Origin of the sequence: Segeticoccus rhizosphaerae (assembly GCF_005222685.1) — a bacterium.
Lineage (GTDB): Bacteria > Actinomycetota > Actinomycetes > Actinomycetales > Dermatophilaceae > Segeticoccus > Segeticoccus rhizosphaerae.
Window position 1 is genome coordinate 1 of record NZ_SWMA01000028.1, and the last position, 24,134, is coordinate 24,134.

The following is a 24,134-nucleotide window of genomic DNA, read 5'->3' on the forward strand; positions in this document are numbered from 1 at the left end:
CGGGCTACCTGGACATGGTCGCCGCCGAGCTCAACGACCGGCCCCGCAAACGCCTCGGCTGGCGCACCCCCGCCGAAGCCCTCGACCAACTACTGTCGGAACAGTCAGATCCACACGGTGTTGCACCCACCGCTTGAATCCGCCCTCGAGAGCCGGGTCATAATCGCACGTGGATCGCACGCACTGGCCATGATAACGGCCCCTGACCAGCGTTTCCGCTGGTCAGGGGCCGTTTTGAGGTGGTGGACGTGAAGGGACTCGACCAGTCGGCCCACGCTTGCACGACCGACCTCGAAGGTAGGCAACGGCACGCTCTACCGCTCCGACGCCTTGGCCTGACTACGATCGGCCCCTGTGCGCGCGTCGGAATTTTCGAATGCGCCGACGATCCACCGGTCGAGTAGCAGCGCCCCATTCCGCGCTACGCCCACAATTGGCGCGACTCACGGAGAGGTGGGACGTGAGGTTGCTGCGCACCCTACGTGGGGATTCATTCTCGCCTCGAAGTGGCCCTCGCCGACCCCACAGACCCCGGCACACGACCTGGAGCCGACGCCATCGATGCGCGCGGGAGCATTCGCATCCGGGGCCGCCCCTCCGAATCCCAATGCTGGTAAGGGGACAGACGGCGATGGTCGAGTTCGACCCTCCGACGGAACTAGAGCTCGATGTCCTTGCTCAGTCGCTCGGTGAGCGCCCTGTCCCGCTGGGCAGTTGCGTGCTGGTACCGGAGCGCGACGGTGACGTCGGTGTGCCCACCGCGGTGCAGAAGTTCTGCCAGCGTCGCGCCCTGCTCGGCATACCTGCTGAGGCCGGTGTGCCGCAGGTTGTGGAAGCGGAAGCTGGCCCTTCCTGCCTCTTCTCGGGCCGCTCTCCAGTGCCGGTCCAAAGTGGTTTGGGAGATGCGCTGTCCCGTGGCGCCGACAAGGACCGGGGCCGTTCGGGCAGCTGGGGTGTAGGTGTCCAGGTGGTGACGCAGCGCAGGCAGCAGAGCGGCGGGGATGGCAATAGTCCGGGTGCTGTCCGCCTTGGGCGGCGTGATGGTGTTCGCCTTGACGTTGAACTGGCGCCGGACGTGAAGGGCGGCCCTATCTGGGTCCTCCAGGTGCTCGAGGTCCCGACGTTCCAATCCCAAGACCTCACCCAGCCTCAGGGCGCACCAGGCGGCCAGTGGCAGCGCGATGCGCAGGCGCTCTGGCATCGCCTCGGTCATCGCTTTGACCTCTTCGGGGCTAGCCACGTCTCCGCGCTCGTCCTCGGGACGAACCCGACGGTGCTTGGGGGCGGAGGGGAACTCGAAGGCCTCCACGCCCCCGACTTTCGCCTTGACGGCGGCGTTGATGCAGGAGCGGAGAACGATCACCACGTTCGGGGTCACACCATTGACCCTGGCTCGGGGGTGCCGCTTGCTGGGGCGGCTTGCCAAGAGGCCCAGATGATCGGCCACCCGCTGGGTGCTCAGCTCCGCCAACCGGACGTCGCCCAGCTCCGGCCAGACGTGGTTCTTGAGAACCGACCTGTAGGACAGCACCGTCGCGCGGGAGCGCTCAGGATTGGCCTCCAGCTGCGCCAGCCACAGCTCGGACCACTTCTTGAGCGTGATCGACTCTGCCTCGGCCTTCTGCTCCTGCGCCCTACGGGCGGCCCGACGCGCTGCAGGCGGCACGAAGATGCCTCGGACCGCGTCGGCCCGGGCGATGTCCAGGGCGGCACGTGCGTCTGTGAGCGTGTCATAGACCCCCAGTGCGTGCGTGGCGCCGTCGTGGTGCAGTCGGACCCGGTAGCGGCCCCGGTGCAGGGTAATGCCCCGTGGCAGGTTGGGTTCTTTTGCGCGCAAGGTACCCACTCCTCGACAGCTCGGTGTCCTGTGACAACCCTGTGACAAATCGGGTGCCCACACAAGGCTATATCTGGCCACTCGTGTCCCCTGACACGAAACCCCCAGATCCCGCGATGACCTGCGGAAACTGGGGGTTTCGTGCGACAACTCGATGTGCGACGTGATGCAGAGGTGGAGGTGGCGGGAATCGAACCCGCGTCCGTTGACGCGAAACCAGGGCTTCTCCGGGTGCAGTGCGCTATGGATTTTCTCGGCCCCAGCGCTCGCGCGCACACGTCCGCTGACGGGCCCAGTCGCGTAAGAGTCCCGCGTGGCCCCACGACATGACCACGCAGCAAGCTATCTAGCTGACGCCAGGAACTGAGCCAATAGCAAACTCAGGCTGACGGACTTCGGAGCTCGCTCAGGCGGCGAGGGCGAAGTCGGTGCGCTTGGAATTGGCACCTATTGGTTTGCAAGGAGCGTTGACGAGATGACCTTGCATCCTCGACCCGCTTCCCCTGACTAGACGACCAACGTCGAAACCGATCACCCCCATGGGGGTGCAACACGTCACGCTGTGCAGTTGTCAATCACCGGGAGCTTCGGGCGTATGCCGTGCCGGCGTCTCCCAGCCTACCTGCTCAACGCTTCACGCCGCCCACAGATTCCACGCCGGCCCTTCGCGGCCCTGGCGGCGCGCGGTGGCACAAGGACCTTGGCGCCGGTGGAGTGGTCCAGACAGCCACACTGGGGGCATGACGACCACAGCGCAGGCCTGGCACCTGGTCCGGCGACCCCACGGCATACCGACCGACGACGACTTCTCGCTGGATACGAGCACCCTGCCTGCACCGGGCGAGGGACAGGTCCTGGTGCGCAACACCTTCCTGTCGGTCGACCCCTACATGAGGGGCCGGATGAACGACGTGAAGTCGTATGTCGCCCCGTTCGCCCTGGACGAGCCGATGGACGGTGGCGCGGTCGGCGTCGTCGAACGGGTCTCGGGGGAGGCCCGGGACGGCTCAGACGAGGAGCTCGAGGTCGGCGACACGGTGCTGCACGGGTCCGGCTGGCGCAGCCATGCCCTCTTGGACGCCGCGAAGACCCGGCGGGTCGACACGCAGCTGGCCCCTGCCCAGTCCTACCTCGGCGTGCTCGGCATGCCGGGCCTGACCGCCTACGTCGGGCTCACGCGGGTCGCCGAGTTCACCGAGGGAGACGCCGTCTTCGTCTCTGGCGCGGCTGGCGCGGTCGGCTCGCTCGTGGTGCAGATCGCGCGGCTCAAGGGCGCCAGCCGGATCATCGGCAGCGCCGGTGGGCCGGACAAGGTGCGCTGGCTGCGCGACGAGCTCGGCGTCGACGCGGCGATCGACTACAAGGCCTCGCCGATCCGGGACGGCCTGCGCGAAGCAGCTCCGCACGGCATCGACGTCTACTTCGACAACGTCGGCGGTGACCACCTCGAGGCCGCGATCTCGAGCCTGCGAACGCACGGTCGGGCTGCGCTCTGCGGGGCCATCTCGAGCTACAACGCCACCGAGCCGCCGCCCGGCCCGCGCAACCTCTTCATGCTCGTGGGCAAGCGAATCACGTTGCGGGGCTTCCTGGTCGGCGATCACAACGACCTGCAACCGCACTTCCAGGCCGAGGTCGGGCAGTGGCTCGCTGACGGCAGGATCGTGTGGCGGGAGACGGTCGTCGACGGCCTGGAGCACGCGGTGGACGCCTTCCGCGACCTGCTCGCCGGCGGGAACACCGGCAAGATGCTCGTCCGGCTCTGAACGGCGCCGAGCGGCGCGGCTGCGGGTGCGAAGGACTGCGACGACCCTGCCGCGTCAGTCCTCGGCGCCCAGCACGTCGTGGGCGATGCGCAGCGCCACGGCCCGGCGCTCCTCGACGTCGATGTCGGCGCCGAGGTCGCGGGTGAGCACGGTGCCGGCGACGACGCTGAACAGTGCGGCCCGAGCCCGAACCGTCTCCTCGTAGCCGGCACCGGGCGGCACGAGCGGCGCGATGATGCGCTGGAACAGCTCGATCGGGGGCGCCTCGTGCTCGCGCTCCGACTCCAGCTCCCGCAACGCGGCCTGGTTCTGCTGGGCCATCTGCATCACCGAACTCACCGGGCCGAGCGCCAGGGCGACGGCCCGGTGCAGCAGCTCCTCCCGCGTGGACGGTCCCGGCTCCTGCTCGTCGGCCCAGTCGGCCAGCGCCCGCAGCTCCTCCTGGAGCGTGGCCATCAGGCTCTGGAGGATCTCCTCCTTGGTGCGGAAGTGGTAGTAGAGCGCCGCCTTGGTGACCCCCAGCTCCTCGGCGATCTGGCGCAGCGAGGTGCCGTCGTAGCCCTGGTCGGTGAACAACCGCAGTGAGACCTCGAGGATCCGTTGCCGGGTCCCTCGCTGCACGACCTCTCCCGCATCGCCCGCGCTCGACTCGGCTGGTGACTGACCTGCTGCTGCCATCGACCGTCCCTCCTCGACATCGGTCCTGAGTATCTGCTGAGGAATTCTACTTGACGACCGGCTAGGGGTCGACTTACCGTTCGTCAAGTAAGAAACTTGCCGGTCGGCTAGTAAGCACCGTTCGAGGAGTACGAGCATGAGCACAGACACCACCCGTCAGGGCGGCACACCGGTCGACACCAGGGTGCGCCCCACGACCGCTCTTCCACCCGCGCGCAGCAGCCGCGAGATCTGGATCATCATGAGCGGACTGCTGCTGTGCATCCTGCTCGCGATGCTCGACAACACGGTGGTCGGCCCTGCCCTGCCCACGATCGTCGGCGACCTCGGCGGGCTCGACCACCTGTCCTGGGTCCTGACCAGCTACACCCTCGCGATGGCCGTGACCAGCCTCATGTGGGGCAAGCTGGGCGACCTGTTCGGCCGCAAGCCCGCGCTGCTCGTCTCCATCGGGCTGTTCCTCACCGGCTCCGCCCTCACCGGGCTCTCGCAGTCGATGCTCGAGCTGATCGGGTTCCGGGCCCTGCAGGGCGTGGGCGCGGGCGGTCTCATGGTCGGCGTGATCGCCGTCATCGCCGAGCTGGTCTCACCCCGGGAGCGCGGGCGCTACACCGGCGCCGTGAGCGCGGTGATGCCGATCGCCATGATCGGCGGTCCGCTCGTCGGCGGTTGGATCACCGACCACGCCTCCTGGCACTGGATCTTCTACATCAACCTGCCGATCGGCCTCCTCGCCATGGCTGTCGTGGTCGCGACGCTGCACCTGCCTGCTCGACCCGAGAGGGGACGGCCGGTGATCGACTGGACCGGCGCGGGCCTCCTCGCGGTCTGGGCCAGCTCGGCGGTGCTCTTCGCCACCTGGGCCGGCACGCGATACGGCTGGGGTTCCTGGCAGCTGATCGGCCTCGGTGCCGTCACGGTGCTGGGCCTGCTCACCTTCGTCTGGCACGAGGGGCGCACCGACGAGCCGATCCTGCCGCTGGAGATCTTCCGCAGCCGCAACTTCACTCTCTCCGGGGCGCTGACCTTCCTCGGCGGGATGGCCATGCTGGGCGCCGCGGCCTACCTGCCGCAGTTCCAACAGCTGGTGCAGGGCGAGTCCGCCACGAGCAGCGGCGTGCTCCTGCTGCCGATGATGCTGGGCCTGATGGTCGCCTCGTTCTCGGTCGGGCAGCTGATGACCCGCACCGGCCGGTCTCGCGCCTTCGCCCTCGTGGGAGCGAGCGGCCTGACACTCGGGATGGCGCTGTTCACCCAACTCCACGTCGACACGGGCACCTTGGCGACCGGCGCGATGATGGCCGTCCTCGGCCTCGGCCTCGGCTCGCTCATGCAGCCCAGCCAGCTGATCGCGCAGAACAGCGTCGGGCTGCGCGTCATGGGAGCGGCGATGGGCGCCAACAAGTTCCTGCAGACGATGGGTATGTCGATCGGCACCGCCATCATGGGATCGCTCTACACCGCGCGCCTCCGGGACAGCCTCGAGGCGTCGCTCGGCGCAGAGGGGCAACACCTCGCATCCGGCGGTGCACAGTTGCCGCCCTCCGTCGTGCCCCAGCTCCCGACCCAGGTCCAGGACGCACTGCAACTTGCCGTGACGCACGGGATCCAGGGCGTCTTCTGGGTCGGCGCGGCGGCCGCGGCACTGGGTCTGGTGGCGGCCCTGCTGGTCCGCGAGGTCCCCATGCGCACCAGCGTGGACTCGGTGACCCCGTGAGTGTTTTTTCGGCCACCCGGGAATCAAGTGGACGGCGCCATACGTTGGGCGTACTGTGGATGAAACGAAACAGTTTCGTTCCATCCACGGACAGCGTCCGGCCTCGGACGGACGAGCAGGGAAAGACACCGGCGAAGGACCTCACCATGACGACCACCACCCGCACGCGGCCCCGCGTCGAGGGCGAGCGCGAGGCCGAGATCCATCGTGCGGTGCTCGCCGAGCTGATCGAGTCCGGATACGACAAGCTCACGTTCGATGCCGTGGCCGGCGCGGTCCGGGCCAGCAAGGCAACGCTGTATCGCCGCTGGCCCACCAAGTCCGAGATGGTGATCGACGCCCTCGTGGCCACCAGGTGCAGCGAGGCCGCGGAGGTGCCCGACACCGGGACCCTGCGCGGCGACCTGCTCGAACTCGCCTGTGTCCCGGGCGGTCTGAGCGAGGACCTTTCAGCGTTGATCGGCGCGATCATCCCGGCGCTGCATCGCGACCCGGAGCTGTTCAAGGCGTTCCACGAACAGTTCATCGGACCGAAGATGGCGCAAGCTCTCGAGGTCTTCGAACGGGCTCGCGACCGGGGCGAGGTCGGCCCCGGCGCGGACCTGGAGCAGCTGGCCAAGGTGCTGCCCGCCTTGTGCACGCACGAGGAGTTCGTCTTCAAGAAGTACCTGACCCCGGAGGACATCGCCTCCCTGGTCGACGCCATCGTCCTGCCCGCCTGTCGGGCCACCCGGCGCGACGACTGAGCTCGCTGCCGCCCACCTCTCCCCCACCCGCCCGCGGCCCCGGCGCCGTGCACCCACAGCCGGACCGACCGCCATACCGCACGCCCTGAACCCGGTGCGCTCCTCACGCGGCGCACTCTGAATCCCCTTGAACCAGAAAGGCTTGGCCACGCCCATGTCCACCGTCACCGCCCTTCCGGCGGACCTCCCCGAGGCTCCCGCGGCCAAACCGCGTGGTCTCGGCATCGCGCTCGCCGTCATCGGTGGCGCCCAGCTCATGATCGTGCTCGACGGCACCATCGTGAACATCGCCCTCCCCCACATCCAGTCCGCGCTCGGGTTCAGCCAGAGCGGCCTGTCGTGGGTGGTCAACGCCTACGCCCTCGCCCTGGGCAGCCTGCTGCTTCTCGGGGGCAGGCTCGGCGACATCCTCGGCCGACGGCGGATGTTCGTCGTCGGCGTGCTGCTGTTCGCCGGCGCCTCGCTGGTGGGCGGGCTCGCCGTCAACGAGACGATGCTGCTGGCCTCCCGCGTCGTGCAGGGCGCCGGAGCCGCGATCGCGTCGCCCGCCGCCCTCGCCCTGATCACCACCACCTTCCCCGCGGGCAAGGAACGCAACCGCGCGATGGGCGTGTATGCCGCGATGTCCGGAGCCGGCGCTGCCGTCGGCCTCATCCTGGGCGGGGCACTGACCGAGCTCGACTGGCGGCTCACCTTCTTCGTCAACGTACCGGTGGGCCTTTTCGTGGCCTTCCTCGCACCGCGCTACCTGGCCGAGTCCGACCGCCACGAAGGAAGATTCGACCTGCGCGGCGCCCTCACCGGCACCGCCGGCCTGGTCGGCATCGTCTACGGGCTCACCCACGCCGCCACCCCCGCCGGGTGGAGCGACCCCGTCACCATCGGTTCGTTGCTCGCCGGTGCCATCCTGTTGACGGTCTTCGTGTTCCTGGAGCGTTCGAACCCGCACGCGCTGCTGCCGATCCGCATCCTCACCGACCGCACCCGTGGCGTGAGCCTGCTGGCGATGCTGTTTGTGGGCGCGGGCCTCTTCGCGATGTTCTACTTCCTCGGCCTGTTCATCCAGCAGGTCCTGGGCTACTCGCCGCTGAAGTCCGGTTTCGCCTTCCTGCCGTTCAGCTTCGGCATGGTGGCCGCCGCCGCGTTGGCGTCGAGCCTGGCCAGCCGAGTCGACCCGCGGTGGATCTCGGGACCCGGAGCCCTGCTCGCAACCGTCGGCATGTGGGGCTTCACCCACCTGACGACGGGCAGCAGCTACGTCACCGGGCTGCTGCCGTGGGTCGTGGTGCTCTCCTTCGGTCTCGGCCTCACCTTCGTGCCGATGACCCTGACCGCGGTGGCCGGCGTGAAGGACGAAGACTCCGGGGCAGCCTCGGCGGCGCTCAACACGATGCAGCAGATCGGCGGCGCGATCGGACTCGCCGCGCTGACCACCGTCTTCACGAGCGCCTTCAAGGACAAGGCCGCCGAGCTGGCCACCGCCGCGCAGGCCCACGTGCCGGCCGGCGGCACGCCGACCAGCAACCAGCTGGCCGCGGCGCAACACCAGATCGCGCTGCAGGCGCAGACCTACGCCTCGACCCAGGGCTTCATGGTCGCTGCCGGGATGATCCTCTTCGCAGCGCTGCTGATCTTCGTCGGCCTGACCGTGCGGCACCAGACCCTCGCCGCCCGCGAGGAGCTGGAGCCCGCGCCCGTCGGCTGACCGTCCTCGCTGGTGCCGGGCCGGTCCCTCGGGGGAACCGGCCCGGCACCGCCGTCTCGGCGGCACCGCGTGGTGTCGACGGACGATGTGAGCAGTCGCTCCCGGGAGCGTCGACTGAAGGCCCCCTGGGGACGAGCGGCACAGTTGCCGACGAACAGCACAGCTCTACGTGTGCCGTTCGCCGCGGGGTGTGCCGCTCGTCGCGGGGTGTGCCACTCGTCGCGGGGTGTGCCACTCGTCGCGAACCGCGTCCTGCACCGGCGTTTCGCATGGTGGTTGGACGGCTTGGGGAACTTGCCCGGCTCGCTACGCTCGCGGCATACGACCCCGAACACCGGAGGCTGCTCGTGTTTCGCAAGGTCTTGGTTGCCAACCGTGGTGAGATTGCTGTCCGTGCGTTCCGTGCCGCGACGGAGCTGGGCGCGCAGACGGTGGCGGTTTTTCCGTATGAGGACCGCAACAGCGAGCACCGGCTCAAGGCGGACGAGGCGTATGAGATCGGTGAACCGGGTCGTCCGGTGCGCGCCTACCTGGACCCGTCCGAGATCGTGCGGGTGGCTGTGGAGTCGGGCGCGGACGCGGTCTACCCGGGTTACGGCTTCCTGTCGGAGAACCCGGACCTGGCCGAGGCGTGTGCCGCCGCGGGTATCGCGTTCGTCGGTCCGCCGGCGGAGGTGTTGCACCTGACCGGCAACAAGGCGCATGCCATCGAGGCCGCGAGGCGGGCGAGGCTGCCCACGCTGCGCAGCGTGGCTCCGAGCGATGACATCGACGGGCTGGTCGAGGCGGCGGACGGTTTGGGCTACCCGCTTTTCGTGAAGGCTGTTGCGGGCGGTGGCGGGCGCGGGATGCGCCGGGTCGAGCGCGCCGAGGCGTTGCGGGAGTCGCTGGAGGCGGCGATGCGTGAGGCCGAGTCGGCGTTCGGTGACGCCACGGTCTTCCTGGAGGAGGCGGTGGTCGAGCCCCGGCACATCGAGGTGCAGGTGCTGGCGGACGGCGACGGCCACGCGGTCCACCTGTTCGAGCGGGACTGCTCGGTGCAGCGCCGCCACCAGAAGGTGGTCGAGATCGCGCCGGCGCCGGGTCTCGATCCGGCGTTGCGCGAGCAGATGTGTGCGGACGCGCTGGCCTTCGCCGGTCAGATCGGCTACGTCAACGCCGGCACCGTCGAGTTCCTCCTGTCGCCGGACGGCCGCTACGTTTTCATCGAGATGAACCCGCGGATCCAGGTGGAGCACACGGTCACCGAGGAGGTCACCGATGTCGACCTGGTCAGCGCGCAGATGCAGATCGCGTCCGGTTCGTCGCTGGCCGACCTGGGCCTGACGCAGGACCGGATCCGGCTGCGGGGCGCGGCGCTGCAGTGCCGGATCACGACCGAGGACCCGGCCAACGGGTTCCGCCCCGACACCGGACACATCAGCGTCTACCGTTCGGCCGGCGGCGCCGGCGTGCGCCTCGACGGCGGCACCGTTTTCGTCGGCGCCGAGATCGGCGCGCACTTCGACTCGATGCTGGTCAAGCTGACCTGCCGCGGCCGCGACTTCGCCACCGCGGTGCGACGCGCGCGACGAGCCCTGGCCGAGTTCAGGATTCGCGGCGTCTCGACCAACATCCCCTTCCTGCAGTCCCTCCTGGACGAGCCCGACTTCCTCGCCGGCCGGCTGTCCACCTCGTTCATCGAGCAGCGCCCCCACCTGCTGGACGCGCGGGTGCCCGCCGACCGCGGCACCCGCCTGCTGACCTACCTCGCGCACGTCACCGTCAACCAGCCGTACGGCCCGGCGCCCGACTCGGTCGCGCCCGTCACCAAGCTGCCCGCGACCGACCTGGACGCCCCACCGCCGCCCGGTTCGCGTGAGCTGCTGCTGCGGGTCGGACCCGAGCAGTTCGCCCGGCAGCTGCGCGCCCGGACGGCGCTGGCGGTCACCGAGACGACGTTCCGCGACGCGCACCAGTCCCTGCTGGCCACCCGGGTGCGCACCCGCGACCTGGTGCACGTCGCCGGCCACGTGGCCCGGATGACCCCGCAGCTGCTCAGTGTCGAGGCCTGGGGAGGAGCGACCTACGACGTGGCGCTGCGCTTCCTGGCCGAGGACCCGTGGGAGCGCCTGGCGGCGCTGCGCGAGGCGATGCCGAACGTCCCGCTGCAGATGCTGCTGCGCGGGCGCAACACGGTGGGCTACACGCCCTACCCGACGGAAGTCACCGACGCCTTCGTCCACGAGGCGGCCCGCACCGGCGTCGACATCTTCCGGATCTTCGACGCCCTCAACGACATCGACCAGATGCAGCCGGCCATCGCGGCGGTGCGCGAGACCGGCACCGCGGTGGCCGAGGTCGCCCTGTGCTACACCGGCGACCTGGCCAGCCCCGCCGAACAGCTCTACACCCTCGACTACTACCTCGCGCTGGCCGAACGCATCGTCAAGGCCGGCGCACACGTGCTGGCGATCAAGGACATGGCCGGCCTGCTGCGCGCGCCCGCGGCCCACACCCTGGTCACCGCGCTGCGAGACCGGTTCGACCTGCCGGTCCACCTGCACACCCACGACACCCCCGGCGGCCAGCTCGCCACCCTGCTGGCCGCGCTCGAAGCCGGCGTGGACGCGGTCGACGTCGCCAGCGCACCGATGTCCGGCACCACCAGCCAGCCGTCGATGTCGGCGCTGGTCGCCGCCACCGACAACACCGACCGCGCCACCGGCCTGGACCTGCAGGCGGTCTGCGACCTCGAGCCCTACTGGGAGGCCGTGCGGGCGCTCTACCGGCCGTTCGAGTCCGGCCTGGCCTCCCCCACCGGCCGCGTCTACACCCACGAGATCCCCGGCGGCCAGCTGTCCAACCTGCGCCAGCAGGCGATCGCGCTCGGGCTCGGCGACCGCTTCGAGGCCATCGAGGACATGTATGCCGCCGCCAACCGCATCCTGGGCAACCTCGTCAAGGTGACCCCCAGCTCCAAGGTGGTCGGAGACCTGGCCCTCGCCCTGGTCGGCGCCGGCGCCGACCCCTCCGACTTCGAGGCCGACCCGACCAAGTACGACATCCCCGACTCGGTCATCGGCTTCCTGCGCGGCGACCTCGGCGACCCCCCGGGAGGCTGGCCGGAGCCGTTCCGCACCAAGGCGCTCCAGGGCCGCACCACCAAACCCGTCATCGCCCACCTCGGCCCCGACGACCGGGACGCCCTGGCCCGTGACCCCCGCCCCACCCTGAACCGGCTGCTCTTCCCCGGCCCGGCCGCAGCGTTCGTCCAGTCCCGCGAGCAGTACTCCGACCTGTCCGTGGTCAGCACCCGCGACTTCCTGCACGGGCTGACTGTCGGAGCCGAGCACGCGGTCGACCTCGAACCGGGCAAGCGCCTGCTGGTCGGGGTGCAGTCGATCAGCGAGCCCGACCAGCGGGGAATGCGCACCGTCATGTGCACGGTCGGCGGACAGCTGCGACCGGTGCAGGTGCGCGACGAGTCCATCGCCGTCGACGCGGTGCCCACCGAACGAGCCGACCCCACCGCGCCCGGCCAGATCGCCGCCCCGTTCGGTGGCGTCGTCTCCCTCTCGGTCGCCCAGGGCGACACGGTCGAGGCCGGCGCCTCGGTCGCCACCATCGAGGCGATGAAGATGGAAGCCGCGATCACCACCCCCGTCGCCGGCACCATCCAGCGACTCGCCATCACCGGCCAGCAACAGGTGGAGGGCGGAGACCTACTGCTCGTCGTCACGCCGACCGGCTGAGCCCGGCCCCACCACGAGCCTGCTGAAGGCGACCTCACCAGGAGCTCGAGCCGCCGCCTCCTCCGCCACCACCGGAGAAGCCCCCGCCACCGGAGAATCCGCTGCCTCCGGAGGAGCCGGGCGTGCTCGTGAAGGTGCCGCTCGCCATGGAGGAGAAGCTGTCGACGCCCTGGGCGATACCAGCGAAACCGCCGAAGTTGGGGTTGCCGGCGAAGACGTACCACGCCGGCATCATCAGTGGATGCCCCGCGTCGGCGGCGGCCTCCGCGACGTCGCCGAAGACCTTGGCCCACCGATCGGCCACCCCGAAGACGATGGCGAAGGGCAGGTAACGGCTGAAGATGTCCTGCGCCTCCTCGAACCGGATCTGGTTGGCCTCAGCCGTGACGAGGTACTGCCGGAAGCCCTCCGACTGCGCGAGGATCGCGCTGCCGACGGCGGTGCGTGAGGCCATCCGCTTGCCGAGCAGCCTGATGATGAAACCGGCCAGGATGAGTCCGAGGCCGAGGATCACGCCCGACGGCACGCCGAGGCTGATGCCGCCGCGGTCATCGAGGCCACCGCTCTTGAAACCCCAGTAGAACAAGCACGCCACCCCGGCGATGAGGATCGCCGAACCGAGCATCATCCACCCACGGCGTTGCGCGTCCGGCGACCTACGGAACCAACCACGGCGCACGGTCTCGTCATAGAGCTGCGTCTTCGCCGAGTCGAGCGTCGTGTGGAACTCGTTCTTGAGGTCGGACAGGTTGACCGGGTTCTGGTCCTTGAAGAGCCCCTCGAGCACGGTCGACTCATAGGGCAGCAGATCCTCCCCGGGAGGCGGCTGCAACCGGGTGAGCTTCCAGTCGGTCCGGCCCACCAGCGCACCGAGGCCACCGGACTTGATCTCCTCGATCTGCAGGAATCCGCGCACCGCGAGGTCGATCACCGTGGCGCTCACGTCGATCGTGCCCGCCTCCTCGTCGATGATCGTGCCCAGCAGGCCGGCCCGCACGCCCGGCGGCGGCTGGAACTGGACCGCCACCGTGGGGGCTGACCCACGCACCACCGGGGCGGTCTCGCCCTTGACGGGCACCAGCCCGGGGGTGAGGCCGGCGAACTGCTCGTCGCGACCGCGCCGCCAGACCAGCACCCCCATGAGCGCCGCCGCCAGGGCGGGGATGAGGACTCCCGCCCCGCCGCCCAGCAGGGTCAGCGCTCGCGCCGTGCCCTTCGACATGTCGCCGAACGGCACCGGGGCGAGCGTGTCGGAGTTGCCCTCGACGAGCTCGGGCGCGGTGTCGGTAAAGGCCTTCGTCGGCATGGCGGCCACGATGGTGACGCCGTCGTAGGCGCCGAGCCCTTGTGCCGAGAAGGTCGCCTGCTGACCGGCACTGGCTTGGCACTTGTCGGCGCTCCCCCGCTCGCCGTAGTAGCAGGCGGCCTTGCTGACCGCACCGGGTCCGTGCACGGTGACCGAGACCTGGTCGGTGGGGATGCTCGTCTCGTTGCCGGTGACGTTCCAGAAGAGCTCGACGTGGTCGCCAGCGTCGGTGATGTGGTTGACGACGTGCGCGAGGTGGTACTTCACGACATACGTCTGGGTGCCGTCGACGGTCCGGTCGGGGTCTCCGATGCGCAGGATGGTGTGGGCGCCGGACTCGGACGTCGTGATGTCGCTGGGCGCGCCGGTCGGGCTGGAGGCACTCTCGTCGCTCAGCCGGTAGGTGCGGAACCGAGCCTGCTCGTTCTGGTAGCCCTGCCGGGTGATGATGTAGCGCTTGATTCCGTGGTGCGTCCCGGGGCCGAACTGCCACTTCAGCGTCTCGGTGACGTCCATCGAGCCGTCGGCATTGACCTGGTAGTGCGCGTCGAACGACAGGATCCGCTCTCCCGGTCCTGCGGCGTGAGCCGACCCGGCCGGCAGCCCGACCATCAGAGCCAGCGCGGCAACGACGGCCAACAGGGCGCGCCGCACCCCCGGTGCCCCCCGCAACGGCACCGCGGTCACCGCTCCGTCCGGTGCGTCATGGCGCGCTCCGCTTCGCGGTGGTCCTGCCGCTCGCGCAACGCCTGTCGCTTGTCGTAGTGCTTCTTGCCCTTGGCCAGCGCGAGCTCGACCTTGGCCCGGCCGTCCTTGAAGTAGAGCGACAACGGCACGATGGTGTGCCCGGAGTCGCGGCTCTTGCTGATCAGCTTGGCTATCTCGTCGCGGTGCAGCAGCAGCTTGCGCCGGCGGCGCGCCGTGTGGTTGGTCCAGTTGCCCTGGAGGTACTCGGGGATGTGGACACCCTCCAGCCACAGCTCGCCGTCGCGCTCGGTGGCGTAGCCGTCGATGAGCGACGCACGGCCCATCCGCAGCGACTTCACCTCGGTGCCCATCAGCACCAGGCCGGCCTCGAACGTGTCCTCGATGAAGTAGTCGTGGCGAGCCTTGCGGTTGCTCGCGATGAGCTTGCGCCCGCGCTCCTTGGCCACCGTGGCCCCCTTCGTGTCGTCCGGGAATCTGCGGTGAGACCTCCGTGGCGCCCGGTGGGTTCCGCGGTGGTGCGTTCGGCCGTATGCCGTGTGCTCACCTCAGCGGTAACGGTACCTGCTGCGTCCACCGGATTTGGTGCCGCCGCGACGACGATCGACGACGCGCGGCGACGATTCCGCAGCGACGACCAGCGGCGAGAAGGGAGCGAAGGGACTGTGCCGCCGAGGAGCCGCGGCCAAAATTACAGCCACTTCATCGGGTCGACCGGGACGCCGTTCTCGCGGGTTTCGAAGTGCAGGTGGCAGCCTGTCGAGCGGCCGGTGGTGCCGGAGTAGCCGAGCAGCTGGCCGCGCTGGACGTGGCCGCTGTAGACCACGATCCTGCTCAGGTGGTAGTAGGCGCTGGCCAGGTCGACACCCCGGACGAGGCCGTGGTCCACGGTGACCCGCTGTCCGGAAGGACCGCGCCAGCCCGCGTCGATGACCGTGCCGCTGGCTGCCGCGTGCACCGGCGTGCCACAGGCGGCGGCGAAGTCCTGCCCTGCGTGGAGCAGCATGATGTGCAGGATCGGGTGGAAGCGGTAGCCGAACGGGGACGAGGTCGGTGCGTTCAGGGGGTAGCTGAGGAATCCGCCGCGGCGCGGGGCGGGGTTGACGCTCCTGGAGGTGCTCGTGCGTGAGTGCGCAGCTCGAGCTCGTGCCACCGCGCGGGCCTTGGCGGCCCGGCGTTTGGCGGCTCGCTCGCGAGCGGCCTCGGCCCGGGCCTTGAGGATCTGCTCGAGCTTGTGCGACTGACGCTGCATCGACTTCAGTTGTGCGCGCTCTCGCTTCTTCTGGGCCTCGAACGCGCGGGCCCGGGAACGCTGTTTGGCGAGGGTCCGCTCCACGGCCCGCTTGGCGCGCTCGGCCTCGCCCCGGGCCTGCTTGGCGGCGAGCAGGCCGGCCTCGGCCTTGGCCTTGAGGTGGGCGACCTCACGGCGCACGGCGGACAGGTGGCTCTCCTGGGCACGCCGCTCGGCGCCCTCCGTCGAGAGCCGGTGCAGCGTGTTCTTCTGGTAACGCAGCACGGTGTTGGCGAGCGACATCCGGGCCACCGGGTCGGATCCACCGGTCAGCGCCTGAAGGGTGAGCGACAGCGACCCCAGGCCACCTCGTTGGTAGGTGTGCCTGGCGATGTCGCCGACCACGGCCTGCGTCTGCCTGCGGTCCGCGGCGGTCTGCTCGAGCGCCTCGGTGGCCTTGGCCTCGTCGGCCTGGGCGACCTCCAGCCGTCGGCCCGTCTCCCGGTTCTTCTCGTCGGCGGCTCGCACGGCGGCCTCGGCGCGGGTCAGCTTCTTGCGTGCGGTGGCGACCTCGCCCTTGGTCCGGCGCAGGTCGGCATACGCCTTGGTCAGGGCCGAGGACGTCTCATCCAGATCATGCTTCTGCTGGGTGATCTTGCGGTCGACCTGGTGCTTGCGCTCTCGCGGGTCGTTCGAGCCGGCCGCCGCTGGGGCCACCGTCGTGGCCAGGAGCGATGCGGTCAGGACACCGATCGCGGCGGCCCGCCAGCGGTTCCCGCCGGGCAGGGCAGATCGGGGCGGCGAACTCATGAGCACCATTGGTACCACCAGTAACAGCCGAGGTGGGGGACGTCACGGGAAACGTCGGACATGCCGGGTCAGACCCGCAGGTAGCGCCGCAGGGTGAGCCAGGACGTCATGGCGGCGAGCACCACGGCACCGCCGAACAACCACGGCGCGATCGCCCACACGTCTGCCACGCCGATGAAGCTGAGCAGTCCGCCCGACGCACCCGACAGGTTGTCGGTGAGGAAACCGGAGATCCCGTAGTGGACCATCGTCCAGAGCAGGCCCACGGACAGGGCGGCCCCCAGGACGGTCGCCAGCATCGTCTCGATGATGAAGGGCAGGTGGATGACGAACGCCGAGGCGCCCACCAACCGCATGATCTTGGTCTCCCGGCGTCGGCTGAACGCCGTCTGCCGGATCGTCGTGACGATCAGCAGGATCGAGCAGACGACCATGACCGCGGCGAGCGCGACGGCGCTCAGGCTCAGCATGTTCAAGAAGGCGAAGAACTTGTCGAGCAGCCCGCGCTGGTCCTCGACGCTCTCCACGCCCGGCGCGCCCTGGAACGAGCTCGCGACCACGTCATACTTCGTGGGGTCGGACAGCTGCACCCGGAAGCTCTCGTTGATCGAGTCCTTGGGCACGCTGTCCACGATCGGGCTGTTGCGGAACTGCTCCTTGAACCGGTCGTAGGCCTGGGCCGAGGTCTCGTGGTAGACCTTCTTGACCAGCGGCTCGAGGTCGGTGAGCTCGGAGCGCAGCTGCTCGCGCTGACCGTCCGTGACCGCGCCCGTCGCGCAGGACGGTGTGTCGGACTGCTTGGTGCACAAGAAGATCGAGACCTGGATCTTGTCGTACCAGTAGCCCTTGGCTGTGTCGACCTGTCGCTGGGCGAGCAGGCCGGAGCCCAGGAAGAACAGCGAGACCATCGAGACGAGGATGACCGAGATCACCATCGACTTGTTGCGGCGGACGCCGCCGAAGATCTCGCTGAGCATGAACTGGAGTCGCATGAGTTTCCCTCGTCAGTCTGCGGCCTGGGCGTAGACGCCACGTGCCTGGTCGCGCACGAGCCGGCCGTTGTGCAGCTCCACCACGCGGCGGCGGAAGTTGTCGACGATGCTCGTGTCGTGGGTCGCCATCACCAAGGTCGTGCCGGTGCGATTGATCCGTTCGAGCACGTGCACGATGTCGGCGCTGGTCTCGGGGTCGAGGTTGCCGGTCGGCTCGTCGGCCAGCAGGATCGACGGCTTGTTGACCACGGCCCGGGCGATCGCCACGCGCTGCTGCTCACCACCGGAGAGCTCGTGCGGCAGCCGCTTCTCCTTGCCGTCGAGCCCAACCAGCTCGAGCGTCTCCGGCACGAGCTGCTTGATCGCGTGGCGGGGCTTCCCGAGCACCTGCAGGGCGAAGGCGACGTTCTGGTAGACGTTCTTGCCGAGCAGCAGGCGGAAGTCCTGGAAGACCGTGCCGATCTCGCGGCGTAGCGCGGGGACCTTGCGGGTCGGGAGCCGGGAGAGCTCGCGACCGGCGACCAGGACCTGCCCCGACGTGGCGAGCTGCTCGCGGATGATCAGCTGCATCATCGTGGACTTGCCGGACCCCGAGGTGCCGACCACGAAGACGAACTCGCCGCGCTCGATCTCGACCGAAACGCCGTCGAGCGCCGGGGCGTCCTTGACCGAGTACTTCTTGGTCACGTTGTCGAACAGGATCATGGTGGTCGCTCACCTTTGGCAGGCTCGGGGGCAGGACGGCCCGTGGGCCGGCGCGCTCGTGCGAGGGTCAGGTCGGGGCAGGCAGGTGCTGCGCCGTCGAGCGTACGTCGGGCGCGCCGCGATCCCGTGGACCTTCGCCCCTCGGCGTTGCGGCGAGTCAGCCTCAGTCCTCCCGTGGTCAGCCTTCGGCGCGGCTCGCGGCGAGCTTCCAGCGGATGCCCGACTCGATGAAGTCGTCGATCTCCCCGTCGAAGACCGCGCTGGTGTTGCCGACCTCGTGCTCGGTGCGCAGGTCCTTGACCATCTGGTAGGGGTGCAGCACGTAGGAGCGCATCTGGTCCCCCCAGCTCGCCTTGACGTCGCCGGCCATCTCCTTGCGGGCTGCGTCCTCCTCCGCCTTGCGCTGCAGCAGCAGCCGCGACTGCAGGACGCGCAGGGCGGCGGCGCGGTTCTGGATCTGCGACTTCTCGTTCTGCATCGACACGACGATGCCCGTCGGGATGTGCGTCATACGCACTGCCGAGTCGGTCGTGTTGACGCTCTGGCCACCGGGTCCCGAGGAACGGAACACGTCCACCTTGATCTCGTTGTCGGGGATCTCGATGTGGTCGGTCTGCTCGATCAGCGGGACCACCTCGACCGCCGCGAACGACGTCTGCCGTCTCCCCTGGTTGTCGAAGGGTGAGATGCGCACCAGCCGGTGGGTGCCGGCCTCGACCGAAAGGTGGCCGAACGCATACGGCGCCTTGACCTCGAAGGTCGCCGACTTCAGCCCGGCCTCCTCCGCGTATGACGTGTCCAGCACCGAGGTGGGGTAACCATGGCGCTCGGCCCAGCGCAGGTACATCCGCATGAGCATCTCGGCGAAGTCCGCTGCGTCCACGCCGCCGGCCCCGGAGCGGATCGTGACGACCGCCTCGCGCTGGTCGTACTCGCCGGACAGCAGGGTGCGGACCTCGAGCTCGCCGACCGCCTTCTTCAACGCGGTCAGCTCGTTCTGGGCTTCGGCCAGGGTCTCGGCGTCGCCGCCGTCCTCGGTGGCCATCTCGACGAGCGTCTCGAGGTCCTCGACCCGCTGGTCCATGCCGGTGACGCGCTCCAGCTCGGCGTTGGCCCGTGACAGCTTGCTGGTGACCTCCTGGGCGTGCTCCTGGTCGTCCCACAGGTCGGGGGCAGTGGACGCCTTCTCCAGGTCGGCGATCTGCTGACGCAGGTGCTCGAGGTCGGTCACCTCACGGACCTGGTCCATGGTCTGGCGTAGGTCCTTGATCTCTTGTGCAAAGTCGACGGCCACGGTGAGAGGTTACGCGATCTCCGGCCACCTCCCGGTGGGTGGACCGACGCGCACGAGCCGGCGCAACGGTCGTCGCATCGCCCGGCCCGCCCATTCGGCCGCCTGGATCCGATCGGTGGCCTCACTCGATCTGTGATCGTGCGCGGGACTCGACGGTGATCGTGATGCCGCCGCCCAAAGCCCGCAGCACCGGCGACAGCAGCGGGATCGTCGCCTGGCCCTGCAGCCGGACCACCGCAGTCCTGCCGTCTGGGCTGCCGGTGCCCGGCGCGAGCGACCACGCCGAGACGCCCTTCGGCAGCGGCTGGCCGGCCAAGGACGATGCGGCCTCCTCACGCACCGAGGCATCACTGATCCTGACCCCGTCCGACACTCCGCCGAGGTAGGCGGGCCGTTCGGCGAGCGCGTCCGAGGCGTCCAGAGCCGCCGCGTCCGCGGCATCCATCAGGTGGATGCGGGCGATCTGGGCGGCGGTGACGCCGATCCCCCCGAGCACGAGGGTGAGGGCGATGGCGCACATGCCGATGATGAGGACGCTGATCTGGCCGCGTTCCGGCTCGGAGGCCAGCCACCCGACCCGGGCGCGGAACCAGCAGGTGATCCGAGGCGTCATGACCCGCCTCGGAACCGGTCGACCGTCGAGACGTGGTCGGCCGACACGGACACGCTGGTCGGCAGGACACCGCCGAGGAAGTCGGGCACCAGCGGCAGCGGCACCTCGAGCGAGGCGACCACCTCGACGTGCCCCTCTGGTTGCAGGCACGGGCTCTTGTCACAGGTGATCGCGAGCCGTCCACGATCGGCGAAGCCCTGGTCGGCGAAGGCCAGCCCGGCGGCTGCCTCGGCACGTCCTGGGGCGGCGTGTTGGTGGGCTGCGGTGACGTAGGCGCGGCCGGCCTCCCGGGACGCGGCGGTCACCGCGAAGGCGCCCGCCTGGACCCGGGCCAGCGTCACGACGAGGTAGAAGACGGGCAGGCTCATCATCAGGCCGAGGACGATGAACTCCACCACGACGCTGCCGGCATCCCGACGCTGGCAAAGCAGCCTGCGCCATCGGGCGCCGACGAACGTTGTCACTGCTGCTCGACGAGGGCATGGCCGTGCACGGTCAGCCCTCCGCCCGGGCCGAACGTCCCCACCAGCGGCAGGGGCGCGCGGATCTCCACCTCGACGACCGTCATACCGTCGACGACCCGGCGCCCAGCCGTGACGTCGGATGCATAGCTGTCGGCGAGACCCGCCCGGATCAGCTCGCGGGCCCGAGCCGCACCCTCGGCCGGGGTGCTGTCGGCCCGAGCTCCGCGACGCGCGCCCTCAGCCGCGTCCGCGATCAGCGTGTTGCGCACGTGCAACGCCAGACCGAGCTGCAGGGCGGCCACGAACAGGAGACTGAGCAGGCCGGCCACCATTGCAAACTCCGAGACGGCCGAACCACGCTCCTGGTGGCGGCCTCGGGACAGGACAGCGGTCCTCACGGCCCCTTGACCGAGCTGAGGGCGTTGCGGACGATGTCGGCGAGCATGGGTCCGGCCAACGCCCAGAGCATCGTCACGAGCCCAGCGGTCATCAAGGTGACGAGCACCCAACCCGGCACATCGCCGCGGTCAGGTCGTTCGGCCATCTCGCGGAGGCGGTGTCGCCCCGAGAAGGTCGCACGCAGCAGGCGATCACGGGTCCGGGTCAAGGTGGTCATGCGTCTTCCTCGATTCTTCGTGCCAGGGTCAGGGAAAGGTCACAGGGCGAGCCTCAGCATGCTGAAGCCCGGGTAGACGGCAAAGAGCACGGTGACGGGCAGCACCAGGAAGACGACGGGGACCATCATGAGGATCTCCTTCTTGCCGCCCTCCTCGATGATCGACTGGCGGCCCGCCTCGCGGGCGTCCTGGGCCTGGGCACGCAGCACCTCGGCCAGGGGTGTCCCCCGCTCCACGGCGACGACGATGCCGTCGACGAACCGCCGCAGACTGGGCAGGCCGGCGCGGTCGGCCAGGCCCTGCAACGCGACCGGCAGACTCGCTCCGGCACGCGCGTCCGCGAGGCACCGTTCGAGCTCGCTCGAGAGCTCACCCGACGACAACCGGGCTACCCGCTCGAGCGCCGGCCCGGCGCCTTCTCCAGCCGTGACGGACAGGGCCAACAGCTCTGCGATGGCGGGGAACTCGCTGTTGATGCGGTGTTCGCGCCGCGTCACGGACCGGCTCAGCGCCTGGTCGCGGGCCACCACCCCGAGAGCGACTGCTCCGACCACGACAACGACCATGACCGGCAGGGAGGCGCTCGTGCGCACCCACAACGCAGACGCCAACAACACGCCGAGCGCGCCGGACAGCGCACCCCAGACCGCCTGCTCCGCCCGGAAGCCCTCGACGTCGAGCGGTGCCGCCGCGCGCTCCAGCCTGCGCCGAACCGACGCAGACCCGCCCAGCACCCGCTCCAGGAGGTGGCCGAGGCGGACCGCACCTGCGTGCAGGGCACGGCGGGTGAGGGTGCCCGAGCCGTGCTCGGCCCCGAAGAGGAGCCGCGAGGGGCGCGGCGCATCACTCACGTAGGGCGCGAGGCGCGCCTCGAGGTCGGGGCCCCGCCGCCAGGGCACACCGGCGACGACGAGGACCGCGCCCAGGGCCACCACGCCACCGAGCAAGGCACCGGCCCAGGACCAGACCGGCTCTTCCGCAGCGCCCGACAGCAGGACGGTGCGTGGCGTCACCAACATCGTCATCATCGTCGTCATCGCAGGACCCTCGCCTCCTGCGGCAGACGGCCGATCCGGCGCATGACCTGGTAGGCCACGACCGACAGGACGGCGCCGACCACCAAGATCACGACACCCGCCGGCCGCGAGTAGGCCTCGATGGACTCACTCCGGGTTGCCAGCAGTGCCAAGACGATCCATGGCGCGGCCAGGGCGAGGCGGGCGGCATTGACCGTCCAGCTCTGGCGCGCCTCGAGCTCGGCACGCACCCGCGCGTCCTCACGCAGGAAGGTCGACAGGGTGCGCAGCAACCGCCCGAGGTCGCTGCCTCCCACGTCACGGGCCACGCGCAACGCCTCGATGATCCGGTCGGCCACCGGGTCCCCGAGACGCTGCTTGAGCCGGTCGAGGCACTCCTGGAACCGGCCGGAGGCACGGTAGTCCTCGGCGAACGACGCGAACGCCGGACGCAGCTCCACCGGCCCGCGGACGGCGAGCTGCGAGAGCGACTCGGGGAGCGCCATACCGGCCCTGACCGCGGAGACGACGTGGTCCACCACGTCGGGCCACAGCTCGCGGAGCACGGCCCTGCGCTTGCGGGCCCGCATGCGCAGGTAGCCCAGCGGGGCATACCCGGCGATGGCGGCGAAGCACGCGGCGACGGGCAGCACCCCGAGGAGCGCGGCGAGGGCGACGAAGACGACGCCGCCGCACACGACACAGCCCACGAGCAGCTGCGGCGGCGTCAGGCCGACCAAGCCCGCCTGCGCGATCTCGTCGCCGATGCGGACGATCCGGCCCGGGCGGCGACGCGGACGCGTGGCGGGCCGGGGCCAGCAGGACCACCAGATGCAGAAGAGGCCCACGCCGAGGAGCAGTCCGAGCGCGCTCCCCGTCATCAGGACCGCCCCAGCAGGTCAGTGACGTCGAAGCCCGCCTGCGCGAACCGGTCCTCGTGGGGCGGGAACCCGTCGCCACGCTCGAGTGCGCCCTCCCGGCTCACGAACAGCTCGGCCACCTCGACCACGTCACGTTCGGCCCGCCCCGGCACGGCGACGATCTCGCGCACCCTGCGGCGCCCATCCCGTTCCAGCCCCACGTGCACCACGAGGTCGACGGCGCTGGCGACCGTCGGCACCACGAAACGGCTGCTCACGTTTTCTCCTGCCAGTAGCGGCAGGGTGCACATCTTGACGACGGCCTCGCGGGCGCTGTTGGCGTGGATGGTGCACATCCCGGGGAGGCCACTGTTGAGGGCGATCAGCAGGTCGAGGCACTCGGCCTGCCGGACCTCGCCGACGATGATGCGCGAGGGCCGCATCCGCAGCGCCTCCTTGACCAGCCGCCGCAACGGCACCTCGCCGGTGCCCTCCAGGCTCGGCTGTCGGCACTGCATCGCCGCCACGTCGCGTAGCGGTGGCTTGAGCTCGAAGACCTCCTCGCAGGTGACCACCCGCTCGGTGGAGGGGATAGCCGACGCCAGGCAGTTCAGAAGCGTCGTCTTCCCTGATTGCGTGCCGCCAGAGACCAGGATGTTCAGACCGCTGGCGACCGCGGCAGCAAGGAAGGCGGCGGCCTGCTCGGTCAGCGTTCCCAGCCGCACCAGGTCGTCGAGGTGGTCCGCCCGTACGACAAATTTGCGGACGTTGACGTGCCAGTGCTCTCGGGTGATGTCGGGGATGACGACGTGCAGGCGCGACCCGTCGGGCAGCGTGGCGTCGACGAACGGGGAGCTGAGGTCGACCCGGCGCCCCGACGACTTCAGCATCCGCTCCACGAGGTCACGGACCTGCTCGGCGGTCAGGATCGTGGTCGTGAGCTCGGCAACGCCCTGCCTCGCGACGAAGACCTTGGTCGGCTCGTTGATCCACAGCTCCTCGATCGTGGGGTCGTCGAGGTACTGCTGCAGCGGCCCGAAGCCTGCGACCGCCTGCACGACCGTCCGAGCCGCCTCGTCGAGGTCGGGCAGGGCGGGCAGCCCGCCGTGGAGGGACCGCTCGTCGTAGTCGGCCACGGCAGCGCGCACCAGCGCATGCAGGCCCGCGTCGTCCGCCGGGTCGAGGCGCTGTCGCCTGATCAGCTCGCGGACCTCGTGCTCCACCGTGCGGACAGCGTCCACCCAGACCGCCTCCCCGGGGCGCAGTTCCCCTGACCAGATCCGATCAAAGCGTCGATGCTGCACGACAGTAAAGGAAACCGCAGTGATCCTTACGCAA

At 69.9% G+C, this 24,134-nt stretch carries 20 protein-coding genes, 1 other RNA gene and 1 pseudogene; 6 read left to right on the top strand and 16 right to left on the bottom strand.

The genetic code is table 11. From position 1 onward, the window contains the following. Window positions 1-137: pseudogene (locus FCN22_RS22970) on the top strand (IS30 family transposase); the annotation flags it as partial. Window positions 138-658: 521 nt separating this feature from the next. Here FCN22_RS22970 and FCN22_RS21645 read toward each other — a convergent pair. Next, on the bottom strand, window positions 659-1,837 hold the full coding sequence (locus FCN22_RS21645) for a tyrosine-type recombinase/integrase (RefSeq protein WP_162308234.1): 1,179 nt from the start codon (window positions 1,835-1,837) through the stop codon (window positions 659-661). A 172-nt stretch (window positions 1,838-2,009) separates the two neighbouring features. Continuing rightward, window positions 2,010-2,376, bottom strand: a transfer-messenger RNA (tmRNA) gene (ssrA, locus tag FCN22_RS16125). 201 nt (window positions 2,377-2,577) lie between these two features. Here ssrA and FCN22_RS16130 point away from each other — a divergent pair. Then, on the top strand, window positions 2,578-3,603 hold the full coding sequence (locus tag FCN22_RS16130) for an NADP-dependent oxidoreductase (protein ID WP_137122588.1): 1,026 nt from the start codon (window positions 2,578-2,580) through the stop codon (window positions 3,601-3,603). Window positions 3,604-3,657: 54 nt separating this feature from the next. On the opposite strand, the gene FCN22_RS16135 is transcribed toward FCN22_RS16130, so the two are convergent. After that, on the bottom strand, window positions 3,658-4,281 hold the full coding sequence (locus tag FCN22_RS16135; RefSeq protein ID WP_162308235.1) for a TetR/AcrR family transcriptional regulator: 624 nt from the start codon (window positions 4,279-4,281) through the stop codon (window positions 3,658-3,660). Window positions 4,282-4,417: 136 nt separating this feature from the next. On the opposite strand from FCN22_RS16135, the gene FCN22_RS16140 reads away from it, so the two are divergent. The 4 genes from FCN22_RS16140 to FCN22_RS16155 all read left to right on the top strand — a co-directional run bounded on the left by FCN22_RS16140 (window position 4,418) and on the right by FCN22_RS16155 (window position 12,183). Beyond that, complete coding sequence (locus FCN22_RS16140) at window positions 4,418-5,998, top strand: MDR family MFS transporter (RefSeq protein WP_137122590.1); 1,581 nt, start codon at window positions 4,418-4,420, stop codon at window positions 5,996-5,998. 146 nt (window positions 5,999-6,144) lie between these two features. Further along, window positions 6,145-6,744, top strand: coding sequence for a TetR/AcrR family transcriptional regulator (locus FCN22_RS16145; protein WP_137122591.1), 600 nt, complete (start codon window positions 6,145-6,147; stop codon window positions 6,742-6,744). A gap of 154 nt (window positions 6,745-6,898) precedes the next feature. Beyond that, window positions 6,899-8,449, top strand: coding sequence for an MFS transporter (locus FCN22_RS16150; RefSeq protein WP_137122592.1), 1,551 nt, complete (start codon window positions 6,899-6,901; stop codon window positions 8,447-8,449). 347 nt (window positions 8,450-8,796) lie between these two features. Then, on the top strand, window positions 8,797-12,183 hold the full coding sequence (locus FCN22_RS16155) for a pyruvate carboxylase (protein ID WP_137122593.1): 3,387 nt from the start codon (window positions 8,797-8,799) through the stop codon (window positions 12,181-12,183). A gap of 34 nt (window positions 12,184-12,217) precedes the next feature. Here FCN22_RS16155 and FCN22_RS16160 read toward each other — a convergent pair whose 3' ends face one another. The 13 genes from FCN22_RS16160 to FCN22_RS16220 all read right to left on the bottom strand — a co-directional run bounded on the left by FCN22_RS16160 (window position 12,218) and on the right by FCN22_RS16220 (window position 24,037). Beyond that, on the bottom strand, window positions 12,218-14,176 hold the full coding sequence (locus FCN22_RS16160) for a DUF2207 domain-containing protein (RefSeq protein WP_238384790.1): 1,959 nt from the start codon (window positions 14,174-14,176) through the stop codon (window positions 12,218-12,220). Next, window positions 14,173-14,643, bottom strand: coding sequence for an SsrA-binding protein SmpB (gene smpB / locus FCN22_RS16165; RefSeq protein ID WP_137122594.1), 471 nt, complete (start codon window positions 14,641-14,643; stop codon window positions 14,173-14,175). The genes FCN22_RS16160 and smpB overlap by 4 nt, the downstream gene beginning before the upstream one ends. Before the next feature lie 242 nt (window positions 14,644-14,885). Continuing rightward, window positions 14,886-16,235, bottom strand: a complete 1,350-nt coding sequence (locus FCN22_RS16170; RefSeq protein ID WP_137122595.1) for a M23 family metallopeptidase — start codon at window positions 16,233-16,235, stop codon at window positions 14,886-14,888. Between the two features lie 68 nt (window positions 16,236-16,303). After that, entirely contained in the window at window positions 16,304-17,227 is a 924-nt protein-coding gene (ftsX, locus tag FCN22_RS16175) for a permease-like cell division protein FtsX (RefSeq protein WP_137122596.1), read from the bottom strand. 12 nt (window positions 17,228-17,239) lie between these two features. Continuing rightward, entirely contained in the window at window positions 17,240-17,932 is a 693-nt protein-coding gene (gene ftsE, locus FCN22_RS16180) for a cell division ATP-binding protein FtsE (protein WP_137122597.1), read from the bottom strand. 178 nt (window positions 17,933-18,110) lie between these two features. Next, the gene (prfB, locus tag FCN22_RS16185; protein ID WP_137122598.1) at window positions 18,111-19,226 is read right to left on the bottom strand and encodes a peptide chain release factor 2; all 1,116 of its coding nucleotides are present in this window, start codon (window positions 19,224-19,226) and stop codon (window positions 18,111-18,113) included. Between the two features lie 121 nt (window positions 19,227-19,347). Beyond that, window positions 19,348-19,839: a hypothetical protein gene (locus FCN22_RS16190; protein WP_137122599.1), complete on the bottom strand. Its 492-nt coding sequence runs from the start codon at window positions 19,837-19,839 to the stop codon at window positions 19,348-19,350. Continuing rightward, complete coding sequence (locus tag FCN22_RS16195; RefSeq protein ID WP_137122600.1) at window positions 19,836-20,303, bottom strand: pilus assembly protein; 468 nt, start codon at window positions 20,301-20,303, stop codon at window positions 19,836-19,838. Before FCN22_RS16195 ends, FCN22_RS16190 begins: the two co-directional genes overlap by 4 nt. Next, a complete protein-coding gene (locus FCN22_RS16200; RefSeq protein ID WP_274381614.1) occupies window positions 20,300-20,701 on the bottom strand; it encodes a TadE/TadG family type IV pilus assembly protein in 402 nt (133 codons plus the stop codon). Before FCN22_RS16200 ends, FCN22_RS16195 begins: the two co-directional genes overlap by 4 nt. Then, window positions 20,698-20,919: a BTB/POZ domain-containing protein gene (locus FCN22_RS16205; RefSeq protein WP_137122601.1), complete on the bottom strand. Its 222-nt coding sequence runs from the start codon at window positions 20,917-20,919 to the stop codon at window positions 20,698-20,700. Before FCN22_RS16205 ends, FCN22_RS16200 begins: the two co-directional genes overlap by 4 nt. A 39-nt stretch (window positions 20,920-20,958) precedes the next feature. After that, on the bottom strand, window positions 20,959-21,957 hold the full coding sequence (locus tag FCN22_RS16210) for a type II secretion system F family protein (protein WP_238384791.1): 999 nt from the start codon (window positions 21,955-21,957) through the stop codon (window positions 20,959-20,961). Next, a complete protein-coding gene (locus tag FCN22_RS16215; protein WP_137122602.1) occupies window positions 21,954-22,817 on the bottom strand; it encodes a type II secretion system F family protein in 864 nt (287 codons plus the stop codon). Before FCN22_RS16215 ends, FCN22_RS16210 begins: the two co-directional genes overlap by 4 nt. Next, complete coding sequence (locus FCN22_RS16220; RefSeq protein ID WP_137122603.1) at window positions 22,817-24,037, bottom strand: TadA family conjugal transfer-associated ATPase; 1,221 nt, start codon at window positions 24,035-24,037, stop codon at window positions 22,817-22,819. Before FCN22_RS16220 ends, FCN22_RS16215 begins: the two co-directional genes overlap by 1 nt. Window positions 24,038-24,134: the final 97 nt, after the last annotated feature.

Bases quoted from the DNA above. Each gene is read 5' to 3' on its own strand.
- FCN22_RS16190 (WP_137122599.1), bottom strand. From the start codon at position 19,839: ATGACGCCTCGGATCACCTGCTGGTTCCGCGCCCGGGTCGGGTGGCTG.
- FCN22_RS16130 (WP_137122588.1), top strand. From the start codon at position 2,578: ATGACGACCACAGCGCAGGCCTGGCACCTGGTCCGGCGACCCCACGGC.
- FCN22_RS16210 (WP_238384791.1), bottom strand. From the start codon at position 21,957: ATGACGACGATGATGACGATGTTGGTGACGCCACGCACCGTCCTGCTG.
- FCN22_RS16145 (WP_137122591.1), top strand. From the start codon at position 6,145: ATGACGACCACCACCCGCACGCGGCCCCGCGTCGAGGGCGAGCGCGAG.
- FCN22_RS16205 (WP_137122601.1), bottom strand. From the start codon at position 20,919: ATGACCACCTTGACCCGGACCCGTGATCGCCTGCTGCGTGCGACCTTC.
- FCN22_RS16215 (WP_137122602.1), bottom strand. From the start codon at position 22,817: ATGACGGGGAGCGCGCTCGGACTGCTCCTCGGCGTGGGCCTCTTCTGC.
- FCN22_RS16170 (WP_137122595.1), bottom strand. From the start codon at position 16,235: ATGAGTTCGCCGCCCCGATCTGCCCTGCCCGGCGGGAACCGCTGGCGG.
- ftsX (WP_137122596.1), bottom strand. From the start codon at position 17,227: ATGCGACTCCAGTTCATGCTCAGCGAGATCTTCGGCGGCGTCCGCCGC.
- FCN22_RS16140 (WP_137122590.1), top strand. From the start codon at position 4,418: ATGAGCACAGACACCACCCGTCAGGGCGGCACACCGGTCGACACCAGG.
- FCN22_RS16150 (WP_137122592.1), top strand. From the start codon at position 6,899: ATGTCCACCGTCACCGCCCTTCCGGCGGACCTCCCCGAGGCTCCCGCG.
- FCN22_RS16135 (WP_162308235.1), bottom strand. From the start codon at position 4,281: ATGGCAGCAGCAGGTCAGTCACCAGCCGAGTCGAGCGCGGGCGATGCG.
- ftsE (WP_137122597.1), bottom strand. From the start codon at position 17,932: ATGATCCTGTTCGACAACGTGACCAAGAAGTACTCGGTCAAGGACGCC.